This is a genomic window from Oceanobacter antarcticus (assembly GCF_044962685.1).
GTDB lineage: Bacteria > Pseudomonadota > Gammaproteobacteria > Pseudomonadales > Oceanobacteraceae > Oceanobacter > Oceanobacter antarcticus.
This window is the reverse complement of sequence record NZ_JBBKTX010000023.1, coordinates 63,869-80,083: the sequence shown is the minus strand read 5'-3', so window position 1 is coordinate 80,083 and position 16,215 is coordinate 63,869. Positions and strand designations below refer to the sequence as shown.

At 55.8% G+C, this 16,215-nt stretch carries 14 protein-coding genes; 10 read left to right on the top strand and 4 right to left on the bottom strand.

Annotated elements, in window-relative coordinates:
• The first annotated feature begins 374 nt into the window (after positions 1 to 374).
• From WG929_RS16865 to WG929_RS16820, 10 genes are all read left to right on the top strand, one after another.
• Positions 375 to 1,130, top strand: a complete 756-nt coding sequence (locus tag WG929_RS16865) for an SDR family NAD(P)-dependent oxidoreductase (RefSeq protein ID WP_416207028.1) — start codon at positions 375 to 377, stop codon at positions 1,128 to 1,130.
• Between the two features lie 180 nt (positions 1,131 to 1,310).
• On the top strand, positions 1,311 to 2,432 hold the full coding sequence (locus WG929_RS16860; RefSeq protein WP_369854682.1) for a WD40/YVTN/BNR-like repeat-containing protein: 1,122 nt from the start codon (positions 1,311 to 1,313) through the stop codon (positions 2,430 to 2,432).
• Between the two features lies 1 nt (position 2,433).
• Positions 2,434 to 4,872 carry an efflux RND transporter permease subunit gene (locus WG929_RS16855; protein ID WP_416207027.1) on the top strand — a complete coding sequence of 813 codons (2,439 nt, stop codon included), beginning with the start codon at positions 2,434 to 2,436 and terminating at the stop codon, positions 4,870 to 4,872.
• Positions 4,873 to 4,875: 3 nt separating this feature from the next.
• Complete coding sequence (locus WG929_RS16850; RefSeq protein ID WP_416207026.1) at positions 4,876 to 5,418, top strand: carboxymuconolactone decarboxylase family protein; 543 nt, start codon at positions 4,876 to 4,878, stop codon at positions 5,416 to 5,418.
• 138 nt (positions 5,419 to 5,556) lie between these two features.
• Positions 5,557 to 6,837: a histidinol dehydrogenase gene (hisD, locus tag WG929_RS16845; protein WP_416207025.1), complete on the top strand. Its 1,281-nt coding sequence runs from the start codon at positions 5,557 to 5,559 to the stop codon at positions 6,835 to 6,837.
• Positions 6,837 to 7,640 (top strand): SDR family NAD(P)-dependent oxidoreductase, encoded by an 804-nt coding sequence (locus tag WG929_RS16840; protein WP_416207024.1) that lies wholly within the window; start codon positions 6,837 to 6,839, stop codon positions 7,638 to 7,640. The genes hisD and WG929_RS16840 overlap by 1 nt, the downstream gene beginning before the upstream one ends.
• A 127-nt stretch (positions 7,641 to 7,767) precedes the next feature.
• On the top strand, positions 7,768 to 8,223 hold the full coding sequence (locus WG929_RS16835; protein WP_416207023.1) for a VOC family protein: 456 nt from the start codon (positions 7,768 to 7,770) through the stop codon (positions 8,221 to 8,223).
• A 44-nt stretch (positions 8,224 to 8,267) separates the two neighbouring features.
• Entirely contained in the window at positions 8,268 to 9,293 is a 1,026-nt protein-coding gene (locus WG929_RS16830) for a fumarylacetoacetate hydrolase family protein (protein WP_369854676.1), read from the top strand.
• Positions 9,290 to 10,240, top strand: a complete 951-nt coding sequence (locus WG929_RS16825) for an NAD-dependent epimerase/dehydratase family protein (protein ID WP_369854675.1) — start codon at positions 9,290 to 9,292, stop codon at positions 10,238 to 10,240. Before WG929_RS16830 ends, WG929_RS16825 begins: the two co-directional genes overlap by 4 nt.
• Before the next feature lie 439 nt (positions 10,241 to 10,679).
• Positions 10,680 to 11,735 carry a fumarylacetoacetate hydrolase family protein gene (locus WG929_RS16820; RefSeq protein ID WP_416207022.1) on the top strand — a complete coding sequence of 352 codons (1,056 nt, stop codon included), beginning with the start codon at positions 10,680 to 10,682 and terminating at the stop codon, positions 11,733 to 11,735.
• An 83-nt stretch (positions 11,736 to 11,818) separates the two neighbouring features.
• Here the strand turns inward: WG929_RS16820 and WG929_RS16815 are convergent, their stop codons facing one another.
• The 4 genes from WG929_RS16815 to WG929_RS16800 form a co-directional block, all read right to left on the bottom strand.
• Positions 11,819 to 12,355, bottom strand: a complete 537-nt coding sequence (locus tag WG929_RS16815) for a DnaJ domain-containing protein (RefSeq protein ID WP_416207021.1) — start codon at positions 12,353 to 12,355, stop codon at positions 11,819 to 11,821.
• A gap of 187 nt (positions 12,356 to 12,542) precedes the next feature.
• Positions 12,543 to 13,847 (bottom strand): TIGR03862 family flavoprotein, encoded by a 1,305-nt coding sequence (locus tag WG929_RS16810; RefSeq protein ID WP_416207020.1) that lies wholly within the window; start codon positions 13,845 to 13,847, stop codon positions 12,543 to 12,545.
• 65 nt (positions 13,848 to 13,912) lie between these two features.
• A complete protein-coding gene (locus tag WG929_RS16805; protein ID WP_416207019.1) occupies positions 13,913 to 15,439 on the bottom strand; it encodes a PhnE/PtxC family ABC transporter permease in 1,527 nt (508 codons plus the stop codon).
• A gap of 3 nt (positions 15,440 to 15,442) precedes the next feature.
• Positions 15,443 to 16,207 (bottom strand): ATP-binding cassette domain-containing protein, encoded by a 765-nt coding sequence (locus WG929_RS16800; RefSeq protein ID WP_416207018.1) that lies wholly within the window; start codon positions 16,205 to 16,207, stop codon positions 15,443 to 15,445.
• Positions 16,208 to 16,215: the final 8 nt, after the last annotated feature.

The window sequence follows — 16,215 nt, the reverse complement described above, 5'->3', positions numbered from 1 at the left end:
GTTTATAACAATGATCCGAAACCCTTTGTGTGGCAAAAAACTGCTGACCAGATCATCGAGTCCATTGCTCGATTATCAGATAAGATAAATACCAAGTGAACTTTTGTTAAGGGACACTAGGAGCCAGTTGGCATGATGCCGCTTGCTGTTTTTGCTGTTCTTGATTGCCACTATCTGGCCGCACTTCTGAGTGGCGGCCGCTCCTTTCCCAAGCAATAGGTCAGCGAATGACAAGGCATCGGCAATATGGATGCCTTTTATTAGTACAAACGATTTTTTGGATGCTTCGGGGCGGTATATCGTGATTTTCAAGATATACAGCCCGTTCTTCGGTGAAACCACCGTAACGATAAGAACAATAAACGGAGCGTCTAATGAACAAACCCTATCCAAATACCCATGTTGGTCGTGTGGCGCTGATTACCGGTGCTGCCGGAGCCTTGGGGTCTCACTTTGCCCGTCGACTGGCGGAATCCGGTTGTGATCTGGCCTTGACCGATCTGACCATGCCGCAAGCGACAATCGAGTCACTGGCTGATACCGGTGTGCGCATATACGCCGATGCTGTCGATCTGGCCGATGCCGATGCCGTGGCCCGTTTTGCTGATGACGTGCTGGGTCATTTTGGCCAGTGCGACATTCTGGTTAACAACGCCGCCTATATGCCACTGATTCCGTTTGATGCGCTGACGCTGGATGAATTCCGCCGCTTTGAAGCCATCAATGTTGAGTCGGCGCTGGTGTTTGCCCAGAAGTTGTCTCCTAAGATGAAAGAGCGCCAGTACGGTCGTATCGTCCAGATCGGCTCGTCCACCACGGGTGATCCACGTCCGGGTTTTGCCGGATATATCACTACCAAAATGGCCGGTATCGGTTTGGTGCGTGCTCTGGCTGCTGAGTTTGGTAGCAGTGGCATCACCGTGAATGCTATCCATCCTGGCCTGACAGCGACCGAAAGCTCCCGCAAGCACCTGCCTCCGGCGCTGTTCGATGCCGTGAAAGAGCTGCAGCTGATCAAGCGCACCGAAGTGCCAGAAGATCTGGTCGGTGTACTGGCTTTTCTGACCTCCGAGGAGGCCGGTTTTATCACTGGGCAAGCTCTGAATGTGGACGGTGGTACCCAGTTCTAGGAACGCCTAATAACGAATTCCGTTCTGACACTCGACCGGGGTCTGTGTTGCTGTCAATTGATCGTTGACAGTGCTGCCGGCTCCCCATCTTTTTCGCCTTTTGATGGGGGCCGGATTTTTCCGGATCAGTGACAACGAATAGATCTGACAACAATAACAACAGCAACAACAGGACTGTCTATGTCGATTGCAACCTTGTTCAAGTCACCTCTGCTGTCTGGCGTTGGCCTGATGCTGGGGGCCGGGCTGGTGATTGCCAGCGTGGCCAGCCAGTCTCCGGTTGATGCTTTACGTGAAGCGGATACCCGTCCGGCATTGGAAGCCGCACATGCTTCTCATGCCGCCATGTTGGCGGTGGCCCAGGCAGGTCAGCGTCTGGTGTCGGTGGGGGAGCATGGACTGATTCTGTTCTCCGAAGATCAAGGCCAGACTTGGCAGCAGGCCAAGGTGCCAGTGAGTGTGACCCTGACAGCGGTCTCTTTTGCCAATGCCCTGCAGGGTTGGGCGGCGGGTCACTATGGGTTGATTCTGCATACCGAGGATGGCGGGCAGAGCTGGACGGTACAAATGGACGGCCAGCGTGCCGCCAATCTGGTGCTGAAAGAAGCCGAAGTCCGAGCCGAAGGCACGGATGATCGTCAACTCAAACGGGCATTGTTCAGTGCCAAGCGTCTGGTCGCCGATGGACCGGACAAACCTTTCCTTGATATTCATTTTCGTAATGCCCGCGAAGGCCTGGCGGTGGGTGCTTATGGCCTGATTCTGGCGACCGTCGACGGTGGCAACCGCTGGATGCCATTAAATTACAACATGGCCAACTCTGGTGAACGTCACCTGTACAGCATTGCCGAGGCCAATGGCTACCTTTACATCGCGGGTGAAGAAGGTCTGCTGTTTCGTAGTCAGCCAGGTAATGACTGGCACTTTGATCGTCTGAAGACACCGTACGACGGCAGTTTTTTCACCCTGAGTGCCGCTGGCGAACAGTTGGTCGCTGCCGGGTTGAAGGGCAATGCGTTCCGTTCACTGGATGGCGGGGACAGCTGGCAAACTCTGGATCTGCCTTCTGATGCCTCTGTGGTTGACAGTATTCTGGGTGCCAACGGCGATCTTCTACTGGTGAATCAGGCCGGACAGTTACTGCAGGGCAATGTAGCTACTGCGGCTGTCCGGGTGTTGCCATCCCAGCCGGTGGCTGCGCCAACCGCTGTACTCCGCACTGGCCAAAACTCCCTGTTACTGAGTGGCCTTCGTGGTCTGGCTCAGGTCTTGGTTCCATCTGTTCAGGTATTGAGTAACTGACATGCATACTCCGGATAATAATCTCAACCTGGCCCCTGTTGGTCTGGATCAATTTGACAAGCAGTCGGGCAATGCGCTGGAGCGCCTGCTGTTTAATAACCGTTTGGCCATTATCGTTCTGTGTGTTGTGGTCACGGCTTTGCTGGGTTGGCAGGCGAGCCATTTGAGCCTGAACGCCAGCTATGAAAAAACCATTCCGACCTCGCATCCCTACATTGCCAATTTTCTGGAAAAACAGGACGACCTGAAAGGTCTGGGTAATTCGGTGCGTATTGCGGTGGCTAATACCAGCGGTTCCATTTACGACGCTGATTATATGGCAACGCTGCAGCAAATCAGTGACGAAGTGTTTCTGCTGCCGGGGGTTGACCGTACTGGCATGAAGTCGCTGTGGACACCTAACACCCGCTGGATTGGAGTTACCGAAGAAGGCCTGGAAGGCGGCCCGGTGATTCCTGATGGTTATAACGGCTCTGCTGCCAGCCTGGCGCAACTGGAAGCCAATATTGCCCGCTCAGGTGAAGTCGGGCAGCTGGTGGCACTGGACGCTACGGCGTCTGCGATTTATGTACCGTTGCTGGCGCAGTTGCCAGATGGCTCTACTCTGGATTACGAAGTCTTTTCCAAACAGTTGGAAGACATTCGCAGCCGTTACGAACACGGCAATATCCAGCTGCATATCACCGGCTTTGCCAAGATCATGGGTGACCTGATCGATGGTCTGTACGAAGTACTGACCTTTTTCCTGATCTCGATCGCGATCGTGACCAGTATTGTGTATCTGTACACCCGCTGTTTTGTATCGACCAAACTGGTGGTGACCAGCTCGCTGATCGCCGTGGTATGGCAGCTGGGGCTGATTTCTGCCCTGGGCTACAGCCTTGATCCGTACTCGATGCTGGTGCCATTTCTGGTGTTTGCCATTGGCATGAGCCATGGCGCCCAGAAAATGAACGGCATCATGCAGGACATTGGTCGTGGCGCTCACAAATACGTGGCGGCCCGCTACACTTTCCGGCGTCTGTTTATGGCAGGTCTGACCGCCTTGCTGGCAGATGCAGTGGGTTTTGCGGTATTGCTGGTGATCGACATCAAGGTGATTCAGGAACTGGCGATTGCCGCTTCTCTGGGGGTTGGTGTATTGATTTTCACCAACCTGATTCTGTTGCCGATCCTGCTGTCTTATACCGGCGTCAGTGCCAAGGCGGCCAAGCGCAGTCTACGGGCAGAAGAATCGGAAGAGAAATCCCGCTTGTGGGCGTTCCTGGATCTGTTTACCCGGCGTGGCCCTGCCATTGCCGGAATTGCCGTCATGACCGTGATCGGCGGACTGGGTTACTGGGGTTCTACCCATCTGAAAATTGGTGACCTGGATCCGGGCGCGCCGGAGTTACGTCAGGATTCCCGTTACAACCAGGACGTTGCTTTTATGTCCGATCACTTTGGTGCCTCCAGCGATGTATTTGCCATCATGGTGGAAACCGATGGACAAGCCGGTTGCGCCAACTATGAAGCCCTGCGTCGGGTGGATGCCCTGGAGTGGCAACTGCGCCAGTTACCGGGTGTGGTGACTACCAATTCGATGGCCTTGTTAAACCGTCAGGTACTGACTGGACTGAATGAGGGTAATCCGAAGTGGTTTGAGCTGATCAAGAACCAGTCGATGCTTAATTTTGTCACCGCTTCGGCCCCTCGCGGCCTCTATAACGATGCCTGTAGTCTGCTGACCTTGTACGTTTATCTGGCCGATCACAAGGCCGACACCCTGACCCGTATCGTTGAGCACGTCGAAGGGTTTGCCGCTGTGAATAACACCGATCAGGTGCGTTTCAAGCTGGCGGCTGGCAGTGCCGGTATCGAAGCGGCCACCAATATCGTCGTCAAGGACGCTTGGCGAGACATGCTGTTTATGGTTTACGGCGCGGTGATTCTGTTGTGCTTTATCACTTTCCGCTCCTGGCGTGCCGTGGTGGTGGCGATCTTGCCGCTGGTATTGACCTCGCTGCTGGCGGAAGCCCTGATGGTGGCACTGGGAATGGGCGTGAAAGTGGCAACCCTGCCGGTGATTGCACTGGGTGTTGGCATCGGTGTCGACTACGCACTTTATATTCTCTCGGTCACGCTGACCCGCATGGAGCAGGGTGAAAGCCTCTCGGATGCTTACCAGCATGCACTGGCTTTCACTGGCAAGGTGGTTCTGATGACGGGCATGACTTTGGCCGCCGGTGTTTCCACCTGGGTATTCTCGGTGATCAAGTTTCAGGCTGATATGGGCATCCTGCTGGCCTTTATGTTCCTCTGGAACATGGTCGGCGCCATGGTGCTGTTACCCGCGCTGGGACATTTTCTGTTGCGCAGCAAAACCAAAACCCAGAACCCGGGCAGTCAGCCGCTGTCTGGCGACAAATCGCGTCCTGTCAACGTTACTCAGGGAGTCTAATTCATGCCACGTATCCCTTATCACGCCGATGTGGATCTGGAGGGCACTGACCTGATCCAGACCATCCGCCAGAAGCGCGGCGGCCAGCTGTTACACATAGACCGTATGTTGATGCACAGCCAACCGCTGATTCAGGGCTGGGCGGCTTTTCTGGGCGCGGTGCGTAACGATCTTCAGCTCAACGCTAAATACCGCGAGCTGGCCATTTTGGTGGTTTCGGCACGTAACCAGACCGGTTACGAATTGCATCATCACCTTAAACCATTTCTGGCTGCCGGTGGCTCCCAGAGCCAGTACGACGCCCTGACCAATCTGGCACATGCGCGTGCTAGCAGCGTGCTGTTTGACCCGACGGAACGGGCCGTGATCAACCTGGCAATGGAGCTCACCGACAGTCCCAACGCCACCGACGATTGCCTGCAAGCGGCACGTGCGGCGCTGGGCAGCGACCAGCAAGCCGTCGAGCTGGTGGCCTTGATCGGTGCCTATAACATGGTCAGCCGGGTGATCAATACGCTCGATATTCAGGTTGAGGATCAGCGCTGAACAACACCGGGTTCGGTGCATAAGCACACCACAAATACCCACATCGCGACGGACGTCCGACGCGATAAAAAAACACTCATCTGGCGTCTGGCATTCGGCGTCTGACGAAAAAACAACCATCGTTAGTGAGGAATACTCATGATTCAGTACATCAAAAAAGGCCAGTCAGCCGCCGACAAGGCCGATATGAACACCCAGGTGCGTGGCATCGTTGAAGGTATTCTGGCGGCAATCGAAACCCGTGGTGACGAGGCCGTTCGTGAGTACTCCGAAAAATTCGACAAATGGTCGCCAGAGTCTTTCCGTCTGTCCGACGAACAGATCCAGGCGGCTGTGGCTGCCATACCGGCCAACGTGATTGAAGACATCAAGTTTGCCCAGGCGCAGATCCGTCGTTTTGCCCAGATCCAGAAGAGCACCATGCACGACGTAGAAATCGAAACCTTGCCAGGGGTGGTGCTGGGTCACAAGAACATCCCGGTGAACTCCGTGGGTTGTTACATTCCCGGCGGCAAATACCCACTGATCGCCTCGGCACACATGTCGGTACTGACCGCCAAAGTTGCCGGTGTGAAACGTGTTATCGCCTGTGCGCCGCCGTTTAACGGTGCTCCTTGCCCAGAGATTGTTGCTGCCATGCACATGGCCGGTGCTGATGAAATCTACTGCTTCGGTGGTGTTCAGGCCGTTGCCGCAATGGCGATTGGTACCGAAACCATTCCTGCCGTCGATATGATTGTTGGCCCAGGTAACGCCTTTGTTGCTGAAGCCAAGCGTCAGCTGTTCGGTCGAGTCGGTATCGATCTGTTTGCTGGCCCGACCGAAACCATGGTGATCTGTGACGATACCGTTGATGCCGAACTGGTAGCGGTTGACCTGCTGGGTCAGGCTGAACACGGCCCGACCTCTCCTGCATTCTGTGTCACGACCAGCAAAAAAATTGCTGAAGAACTGCCTGCCGCCATCGAGAAAGTGCTGGAGCGTCTGGAAACTCGCGACGTCGCCCGTGCTTCCTGGGAAAACTTCGGCGAAATCATCCTGTGTGATACCGAAGAGGAAATGCTGCAAGAATCCGAGCGTTTGTGTTCCGAGCACGTACAGGTAATGACCAAGGATCCAGACTGGTTCCTTGAACGCATGACCAACTACGGTGGTTTGTTCCTGGGCGACCGTACCAACGTCGCTTACGGCGACAAGGTGATTGGTACCAACCACACCCTGCCAACCCAGGGCGCTGGCCGTTACACCGGTGGTCTGTGGGTCGGCAAGTTCATCAAAACGCACACCTATCAGCGGGTATTGACGGATGAAGCCTCCGTGATGGTGGGTGAATATTGCTCACGTCTTTGTAATGCCGAGCACATGATGGGTCACAAGGAACAGGCAGACATTCGTGTGCGTCGCCTGGGCAAGCAGTAATGGCCACTGCCGCGTCTGTGATCAAGGCGCTTTATGGCACCGAAATGCAAGGTAAGGTCGCGGTTGTAACCGGTGGTAGTGGCGGCCTGGGTGCCGCCACTTGCCAGCGCCTGGCAGAAGCGGGCGCTTGTGTTGTGGTGGGCTATAACAGCTCACAACAACCGGCGGAAGAGCTGGCGGAACAGTTACCTGTGCTGCCAGCCCACACCCTGGATATTCCTCACTGTGCGCTGGCCGCACCGGTGACGGACTCCAGCGCCATGAAGGTGTTGGCTGAGCAGGTACGTGAGCGGTATGGCCGTTGTGATCTGCTGGTGAACTGTGCCGGTACCACCCGTTATTGCCCGCATGATGATCTCGATGGTTTGGATGATGAACTTATTGACCGGATTCTGGCGACCAATGTACGTGGCCCGTTTGCGGCGACCCGTGCTTTCAAAACCTTGCTGCAGGAAAGTGGTGCCGGCCTGGTGGTGAATATTTCTTCCATCGCGGCGGTAACAGCGATGGGCAGCAACGTCATCTACTGCGCTTCCAAGGCAGCGGTCGACAACATGACCAAATCGCTGGCGCGGGCATTAGCTCCTGGCATTCGCGTGGTGTCGGTGTCACCGGGGCTGGCAGATACGGATTTTGTCAAGCAGATGGATCAGAGCTGGCGCGATGAGCAGTGCGAACGCACTCCGCTCAAACGCCTGGCCGCGCCAGAAGAAGTGGCAGATGCCGTGATTGCAGCAGCCAGCTTTATGACCTTTACCACCGGTGTTGTATTGCCGGTGGATGGCGGACGACCGCTGAGTTGATGACTGATTGGCTGGACGTCTGAGGTCTGAGGTCTGACGCGTTGCGGGATGGCTGAATCTTTTGCTTCAGACGTCCGACGTCCAGCGTCCGACTGGTAACGCGCAGACCCAAATTAACGAGGACACCATGACGACTACGAATACCAACATCCCCGAAATCAAACCCGACCATCTGGGTATCAGCGTGCCGGATATGGAGGCCTCGCTGGCGTGGTATCAGCGGGTGCTGGGGTTTGAGCTGGAATTTCGGGTTTATCTCGACATTATTCCGGCGCATGTGGCGTTTATTCAGCGCGGTAACTTCCGTATCGAGCTGTTTCAGTTGGAGAACGCCCAACCGTTGCCAGATGAACGGCGGATGCCGAATACCGATTTGCAAACGCACGGCAACAAGCACATCTGTTTTGGTGTGCAGGATATGGACGAGATGCTGCAGCACCTGCAAGCGCAGGAAGCCGACATTGTGTTCACCAAGGTGATTCAGGGAACCCCCACCACCTTCCTGCGCGATAACAGCGGTAATCTGATCGAGATGATCCAGTTGCCGCATTTATGGAACCCGACTCCCAGCGTCGCAGGCTAATACCCGGCTGTGCCGCGCAATAAAGATAACATCTGGAGACACCTATGAAACTTGCCACCTTGAAAGATGGTAGCCGCGATGGCCGCCTGTTGCTGGTGAATCGGGAACTGACCCGAATGATTGAAGCGTCTGCTGCGCGCACCATGCAACAACTGATCGAAAACTGGGACGAACTGGCGCCTGAGCTGGAAGCCCAGAATCAGGAACTGAACAACCACGGCTGGGGTGGGGCAGAGGCCTTCCAACCTGTCCGTCTGATGGCACCGCTGCCGCGTTCTTACCAGTTTGTTGATGCGTCTTCCTTCCTGAATCACGGCAAAATCATGGAACAGGCTTACAACCTGGACGTTAAAAAAACACCGGGTATCCCGATTCTGGTGCAGCGTCAGGGTGACGACTTTATCAATGCCGTCGATGACTATGCTTTTACCACCGAAGACGACCAGTGTGACTTTGAAGGTGAAATCGCGGTTATTCTCAACGATGTCCCTGCGGGCGTGGGCAAGGACAATGCCGAATCCCACATCAAGCTGTTCACGTTGATCAACGACGTTTCCATGCGTGGCCACCTGTTTCGCGAATTACAAATGGGCTTCGGATTTATCAATGCCAAGCCTGCCACCACCTTTGCACCGGTAGCCTGTACTCTGGACGAACTGGGCGACAGCTACGCTAATGGCCGGGTCAATCTCGACTTGCACGTACAGCGTAATAACGAATGGTTTGGTAATCCTAACGGCCGTGAGATGGACTTCAGCTTTGCTGATCTGATCAGCCACTGGGCCTACAACCGTAACCTGCGGGCGGGCACTGTGCTGGGTACTGGTACTTTCTCCAACAAGGGTTTTCGTGAGGTTGGCTCCGCCTGTCTGGCAGAACGCCGGGCGATAGAAATGATCGATAATGGTCAATCGACCACGCCCTTTATCCAGTTTGATGAAAGCCTGCAATTCGAGATGTTTGCTAGCGATGGCAGCTCACTGTTTGGCAAGATCGACCAGACGTTTGTCAAAGGACACGATCATGCCAGCCGCAGCGACGTTGTAGCAGCGACGGAGCACAAGGTATGAAGGTAATGGTCACCGGCGGCAACGGTTTTGTTGGTCGCGTACTGGTCGAGCGATTGTTAGCGGACGGAACCGAAATCAACGGCGAGAAAATTACCGCCCTGACGGTTGCCGACATGAGCTGTGACGGCTTGCCGGACGATGCCCGCCTTACCTGTGTCGAGGGCAGTATTGCTGACCTGGGTGTACTGGAGCAAGCGGTGGCAGGGGAGCCAGAACTGGTCTTCCATCTGGCCAGCATTCCTGGTGGTGCTGCCGAGCGTCATTTTGAGCTGGGCCTGGATGTGAACCTGACCGCCACCGTGAATCTCTACGAAGCACTGCGCAAGTTCGAACAACCGGCTCGTATGGTGTTCACCAGCACGATTGCGGTGTATGGCTCACCCATGCCGGAGGTGATCAATGACGATACGCCATTGAAACCGCACATCAGCTACGGCTACCAGAAACTGGCGACCGAGATTTTGCTGCAAGACTACAGTCGTCGCGGATTTATTGACGGCCGGATTGTACGTCTCCCCGGAATAGTGGCGCGGCCACCGCAGCCATCCGGGCTGATGTCGGCGTATATGAGTGATATTTTCTGGAAATTGAAAGCCGGAGAACCCTTCACCTGCCCGGTCTCCGAGCAGGGCGTCTCCTGGTTTATGTCAGTACCTTGCTGTGTTGATAATCTGCTTCATGCTGCCAGTATTGCTGAAGCCGATATCAGGCCGCGTCGCGATTTTACTTTGCCGGTACTGCGACTGACGATGAAAGAACTGATTGCCGGTCTGGCCAAACGCTACGGTCAGGATCGCCTCGATCTGGTGACCTTTGCCCCCAACGCTGAGCTGGAAGCCGGATTTGCTACCCAGCCACCGCTGCAAGCCGAGGCTGCCCTGGCGATTGGTTATCAGCATGATGGGGATCTGGATACGCTGATTGATCGGGCTACACTGGCCGGATAAACACCACTGCTTGTCGCATCGCAGTGGCCAGCCTGACCCAGTGCTGCAAGGCATTGTCAGGCTGGCCAGGTTGAAATACGAGTGCCAGCGCGTTAAAAATGGAATGAATCATCATTTCAGCATGCATACCGTCATGAACGCGCCTGTTGTTCCACTGCACAGCCGTTGCCACAGAGATATTTCACTCGCGGACAACGCAGTAATAACACTGATTTTGGAAAAAAGAGTTGGCTGGAACGGCTACCACACCAGCATAAAAACGGCGTAAGCTTCGGCTCACACCAAAGTACCTGACTGATACACAAGGTTTTGCAGATAACTGGTGATAATAATTATTTCAGTGCCAGTTGGATAATACCCCGAAAACACCTGGCTCTGGCGAGACGTTTCTCCCGCTTGGAATACGGACGTTGATGACGGGACTGCACAGGTGATCGGTATGACAGCTTCAACCCCGCAAACCACCGCACGGCCAGAGCTGGCGTTTTACGGACTGGGTACGTTTTCCATTGCTGGCGCTCGGCCCTTTGCCGGGCTGGTAATGGCTGATCAGGTCATCGCCCTGGATGCACTGGCCGGTATGGCAGAATCACAGGGACTGCTATTGATCGGTAGTAGCGACCTGCTCGCACTGTTGCAACACTGGGCGGTTAACCTGGTGACCATCACGGTTATCGCCGAGCAGTTACGCGCATCCCATTGGCAACACCCTTTGCTGAAAGTGTGTCCGGTACCTTTGGCACTCTTGCAAATACACGCCCCGATAGAGCAACCCCGGCAATTCTTCTGCTCTGGTGCCAACTATCGCAAACACGTCATTGATCTGATCGTGGATCAGCACCGTGAAGAAGCCGTGCAAAACATGAATGAAGCCGAACGGCTGGCATTTGCCACTGCTTTTATGGATCGGCGAGTGCTCGGCGAACCCTACTTGTTCAGCAAGGTCAATTCCTCCATTAGCGGCCCCTATGACCCGATTGTGATCACCGCAGATGTGGAACAACCGGACTGGGAGCTGGAACTGGCGGTGGTGATCGGCAAGCAGGCTTATCAACTTACCGAAGACAATGCGATGGACGCTGTGGCGGGGTATACCCTGGTGAACGACATCACCAACCGCGAACTGATACATCGGTCTGACCTCAAAGCCATTGGCACCGACTGGCTCATGGGGAAATCACTGCCAACCTACTCGCCGATGGGGCCATTTCTGGTACCGGCCAACCATATTGATAATCCCCATGATCTGCGTATGACACTGAGGCTTAACGGTGACGTTATGCAAAACGAAACCAGCGCTGACATGATCTTCAATATTCCCCGCTTGCTGGTATACCTCAGCAGGCGCATCCGTTTATATCCTGGTGATATTCTGATTACCGGCTCGCCGGCAGGGAATGGCTCTCACTATCATCGCTTCCTCAAACCCGGCGATGTGGTGGAAAGCACCATTGAGGGGTTGGGGTTTCAGCGTAATAGCTGCATTGCCGGCTGATTGCCCAGGCAAGGGGTAAACAAAAGGGGTAAACAAGGGCTCCGTATATTTGCCAACGGAATTCAGACCCGTTGTCCCTGTGGTCAGGACGCCCGCAGTAGCAGCTCGTCACGGGCAGCGGTAATACGTACGAATTGCTCGGAACTGCCGCCAGCATCCGGGTGCATCTTCTGTGCAAGTTTGCGGTAGGCAGCCTTGATGTCTGCAGGCTTGAGTTTGCCAGCACCGGGTAATTCAAGCGCCTGGCGGTGCAGGCTGTCGTCGACCGGTTGCTGCTGTGATACCGGGCCACCCCGACGTTGGTTGAATCGCGCCCGCGCTGAACTCAGACGTTCTTCTGCTTGGCGGCGTTTTTTCAGCCCTTCGCGGCGCAAAACCACCTGATCCTGTTGCCAGCGCTGGCGGGATAACACCAGGCATTCTTCAAAAGCAATGCGTCCGGTCGTTTCCAGTTCATCAAGGTTGAAGGGGCCAACCATCTCAAAGGGTTCTTCCAGCCAGGCCAGGCGGCCGTCTGGGCCGCTCTCGATGTCGCCGAGGGTAACCAGAGTCACCAGACCGTAAAAACCATTCCAGATAACCCATTGTTGTTCTTCGTCAGACCATACGTTGTCCTGCATGTTTTATCTCCCGGACGATGACTGGCTGCCCTTGTTGTTCTGAAACGCACAGAGCTGCGTGTCTCAATTGCAGCGAATGCTACAGAAAGTGTGCCAGTGCACGGCGTTTGGGCGTTGTTCTGTAGCCTGAAGCAATTTGAATACCAACGGGGTCAACATGCCAACGAGGGGGTTCTGGTGACAAACTTCAGCTTATTGCTTGCGCTTCCAGCCACTCCACCAAGCCATTCCCGGCCCGCTTGCCGGTGGCAAAACACGCGGTGAGTAAATAGCCGCCGGTGGGGGCTTCCCAGTCGAGCATTTCTCCAGCAACAAACACGCCGGGCAGGGCGTTGAGCATCAGCTGGTCGTTGACGGCACTGGATTGCACGCCACCGGCGCTGCTGATGGCTTCGTTGATCGGGCGGGGTTGTCGCGGGTTAAGTGGCATGGCTTTGAGGGCGTTGGCAACTGCATGGAGGTCGCGGTTGTCCAGCTGTGGGCAGCATTCGCGCAGCAGGGTGCTGGTGATGGCAGGTAAGTTGAGTTTTTTACGCAGCAGGTTGGCAAATGACAGGCCTTTTTTACCTTGGCGCAGTTTTTTTTCTGTGTCTTGCAAGGCAACGTGCGGCAGCCAATCGAGTGTGAGCAGCGGCTGGTGGTTGCTGGAGTTGCGCATCTGTAGGTTTTGTTGTTGGCGCAGTCGTTCTCTGAGAGGGGCGCTGAGAGCGTAGATCAGGCTGCCTTCGATGCCGTATTCACTGACGACAAATTCGCCGGTACGTTGCCACTGTTTACCGTCGATATCGGTCAGCGACAGCTGGATGTGTTTGATCGGCGTACCGGCAAATTTTTCCTTGAGAAAGTCACTCCAGGAGACGTCAAAACCGCAATTGCTGGGCTGCAATGGCGCAATATCAACCTGTTGCTGTTGCAGCCAGGTGGCCCAGCGGCCATCGGATCCGAGTCTGGCCCAGCTGGCGCCACCGAGTGCCAGTACCACGCCATCGAATGAGCGCTGCACTGTGCCAGCCGGGGTGTCGAAACACCAGGTGTGCGGGTCGCTGCTACTTGGCCAGCCCTGCCATCGATGACGTGGGTGAAATACCACTCCTTGTGTCTTGAGACGGTGTAGCCAGGCTCGCAGTAACGGCGCGGCTTTCATATCGGTGGGGAAAACCCGGCCTGAGGTGCCGACAAAGGTGTCGATGCCGAGGCCATGTATCCAGTCGCGCAGCTGTTCTGGTGTGAGGTCGTCCAGCATGGGTTTGAGCCAGGCGCTGGCATGGCCATAGCGTTCAACAAAGGTGCTGTAATCTTCCGAATGGGTAATGTTCATGCCGCCGATACCGGCCAGCAAAAATTTGCGGGCGACACTGGGCATGGCATCAAACACATCGACCCGGTAGCCCCGGCTGGCAAGCTGTTCTGCCGCCATCAGTCCTGCGGGGCCTGCGCCAATAATAGCGGCAGTCCGTTGGGGAGGAACAGCAGCAGCGGTCGGGGTGATCACAAGTAAGGCTCCGGTGGTTGGTATGGACAGAGTTGGGGTCTGGTGGCGGTTCAGACGCAGGTGTTTCAGTGACGCCCTTGATTTGCCTGGCCGGGTTGCACCAGTGCCAACTGGCGTAATCTGCGCGAACAGGCATCAACGATAATATTCAGCCCGGCGGTGATCAGAATCAGGAAAAAAGCCCGATCGTAACGGATTTCTTCAAATGCCGAGTCGATAAAAAAGCCCAGTGTGGTGATGCCCAGTATCCCCATGATGGCGCTCTCGCGCAGCATGACTTCCCAGCGGTACAACAACCAGGCCAACATCGATGGCAATTGCCGTGGGGTTTCGACATAGGTATAGCGCAGCAGCCCAGCCGGATCATCCGGGCGTCGGCCATGGATCGCCTGCTCACTGTTGCTGTTATTAGCCACCAGGAAGGCAATCAGGCCGCCATTGTGAATGGCCAGGGCGATCACGGCAGGTAACCCCGAGGGGCCAAACAACAACAATAAAACAAACGCCAGAATCATTTCCGGGGTGGAGCGCATCACCAGCAGGGCAAAACGCCCGAGGCCGTATAGCGGTTGGTTGACGAGGGCGCGGCTGGCAAACGGATAAACCAGTAAAATCACCAGCAGTGTCAGAACCAGCGCCAGTTGTGTCAGCAGCAAGGTTTGCACCAGGCCAGGCCAGGCCTGGTGGCTGAACATGCGCCAGTACCAGTCCAGAGTGGCGGCCCAGTCTCCCTGGCGCAGCGCCGTCGGCCAGATATCCTGACTGACAAACTGCCAAAAATAGTTGCTGTTGGTGAAGCCGATGGTTTCTGGTAGCAGCCAGACGGCAGCGATCAAGTACAGTGGCAGCAGTGCCGGGCGTAACCACAGCCGAATGCTGGCCAGCAGCATCAGGAAGGCCCAGAGCAAGGCTCCGGCTTCTGCATACTGGCCTTGTTTGAAGGCGGTTTCGAGATGGAACCCCAGAGTGGGCAAGCCAATAAAACCAAGGATGGCACTGGAGCGCAGCGCGCATTCAAAACGGTAGCGGGTGTAGCTCAGCAGCGCGGGTAAGGTTTGTGGAATACGGGTATAGGCCCAGCCAATCAGTCGGTTGACGCGGGGCAGGCTGCGATAGGCATCGCGATCCTGCAGGTCGATGGTTTCAGCGAATACCTTGGCAAATACGCCGGTATAGGGCACCAGAATGGCCAGCAAGCCGGTAGTGGCGCTGAGCCCATACACCTGCATAAACAGCAGTCCCCAAAACAGCTCGTGTACTGAGCGTACGGCGGCGCAGAGTAATCTTACTGCTGTCCAGTGAAATACCATGGCCAGCAACATACCCAGCGGTGCTGCCAGTGCCACCGCCAACAAGGCGAAGGCCACCGTCTGGGCCAGTGATTCCAGCAACACCCAAGGGCTGTTCCAGTATGGCAGGATAATGCCCTGACCAATACGCGCCAGTTCGGCCCAGGGGTCAACCGGATAAATTGCCAGGTCAGCCCACGGTAACGCCAACAGCGCCAGCAAAACCAGCAGCGCCATTATGCCGGTGATACGGCGAGCGCTGGACGGGCTGGAGGCGGGCAGTTTCAGTACGGCGGGCAGCATGGCTTAACGTATGATCCTGCCGGTGACGCAGGCTGCTGGGCCGGAATTCAGTGGTTGTGAAGCAGCGGCTGCGGATAGCTTACTGTGCCCGGTTGCCGATGTTTTGCCGTAAAGTGCATCGAGATCCTGCGGCGACAAGTCACGGCTGGCACAGTCGTGAATGATCTTGCCATGGGCGAGGGCGATTACCCGGTCAAAGTGATTCAGCGCCAATTGGCGGTTATGCAGGCTGACCACCGCCGTTGGGTGGCGTTGCAGCAGGATGGTTAGCAATTGCTCGGCTTGCACTGGATCGAGTGAGGATACTGGCTCGTCGCCAAAAAAGATCGGCTGTTGGCGATAAAGCGCACGGCCAATGGCGACCCGCTGGCGCTGGCCACCCGACAGTCGGTCCACTGACTGCCACAGTTGCTCGCTCAAACCCAGATCTTCAGCCAGCTGCTGGAGCTCGGTTCTGGCACTGGCCAGTGGTCGTAGCAGGTTCCAGAGCGAGGCCAGGGTGCTGAAGCGATCGAGGCCACCCATAAACATATTCTGGTAACAGGACAGCAGGTCGACCAGACCATGGCTTTGAGGGCACAGCGCGATCTGCTCGGTTTGCTGCCGATACAGTTCATTCAACAGGGTCGACTTGCCAGCCCCGGATGGCCCTACCAGTGCGACTTTTTCACCGGCACGGAGGGTCAGCGAAACCTCGTCCAGTACCCGCCGCTGACCATAGGTCACGCAGGCGTTGGACAGTTCAAACAGTACCGGCTGCACTCTCATTGGCGCAA

Excerpts from the sequence above, each read along its gene's own strand:
- WG929_RS16865 (WP_416207028.1), top strand. The coding sequence starts at position 375 with ATGAACAAACCCTATCCAAATACCCATGTTGGTCGTGTGGCGCTGATT.
- WG929_RS16860 (WP_369854682.1), top strand. The coding sequence starts at position 1,311 with ATGTCGATTGCAACCTTGTTCAAGTCACCTCTGCTGTCTGGCGTTGGC.
- WG929_RS16855 (WP_416207027.1), top strand. The coding sequence starts at position 2,434 with ATGCATACTCCGGATAATAATCTCAACCTGGCCCCTGTTGGTCTGGAT.
- WG929_RS16850 (WP_416207026.1), top strand. The coding sequence starts at position 4,876 with ATGCCACGTATCCCTTATCACGCCGATGTGGATCTGGAGGGCACTGAC.
- hisD (WP_416207025.1), top strand. The coding sequence starts at position 5,557 with ATGATTCAGTACATCAAAAAAGGCCAGTCAGCCGCCGACAAGGCCGAT.
- WG929_RS16840 (WP_416207024.1), top strand. The coding sequence starts at position 6,837 with ATGGCCACTGCCGCGTCTGTGATCAAGGCGCTTTATGGCACCGAAATG.
- WG929_RS16835 (WP_416207023.1), top strand. The coding sequence starts at position 7,768 with ATGACGACTACGAATACCAACATCCCCGAAATCAAACCCGACCATCTG.
- WG929_RS16830 (WP_369854676.1), top strand. The coding sequence starts at position 8,268 with ATGAAACTTGCCACCTTGAAAGATGGTAGCCGCGATGGCCGCCTGTTG.
- WG929_RS16825 (WP_369854675.1), top strand. The coding sequence starts at position 9,290 with ATGAAGGTAATGGTCACCGGCGGCAACGGTTTTGTTGGTCGCGTACTG.
- WG929_RS16820 (WP_416207022.1), top strand. The coding sequence starts at position 10,680 with ATGACAGCTTCAACCCCGCAAACCACCGCACGGCCAGAGCTGGCGTTT.
- WG929_RS16815 (WP_416207021.1), bottom strand. The coding sequence starts at position 12,355 with ATGCAGGACAACGTATGGTCTGACGAAGAACAACAATGGGTTATCTGG.
- WG929_RS16805 (WP_416207019.1), bottom strand. The coding sequence starts at position 15,439 with ATGCTGCCCGCCGTACTGAAACTGCCCGCCTCCAGCCCGTCCAGCGCT.
- WG929_RS16800 (WP_416207018.1), bottom strand. The coding sequence starts at position 16,207 with ATGAGAGTGCAGCCGGTACTGTTTGAACTGTCCAACGCCTGCGTGACC.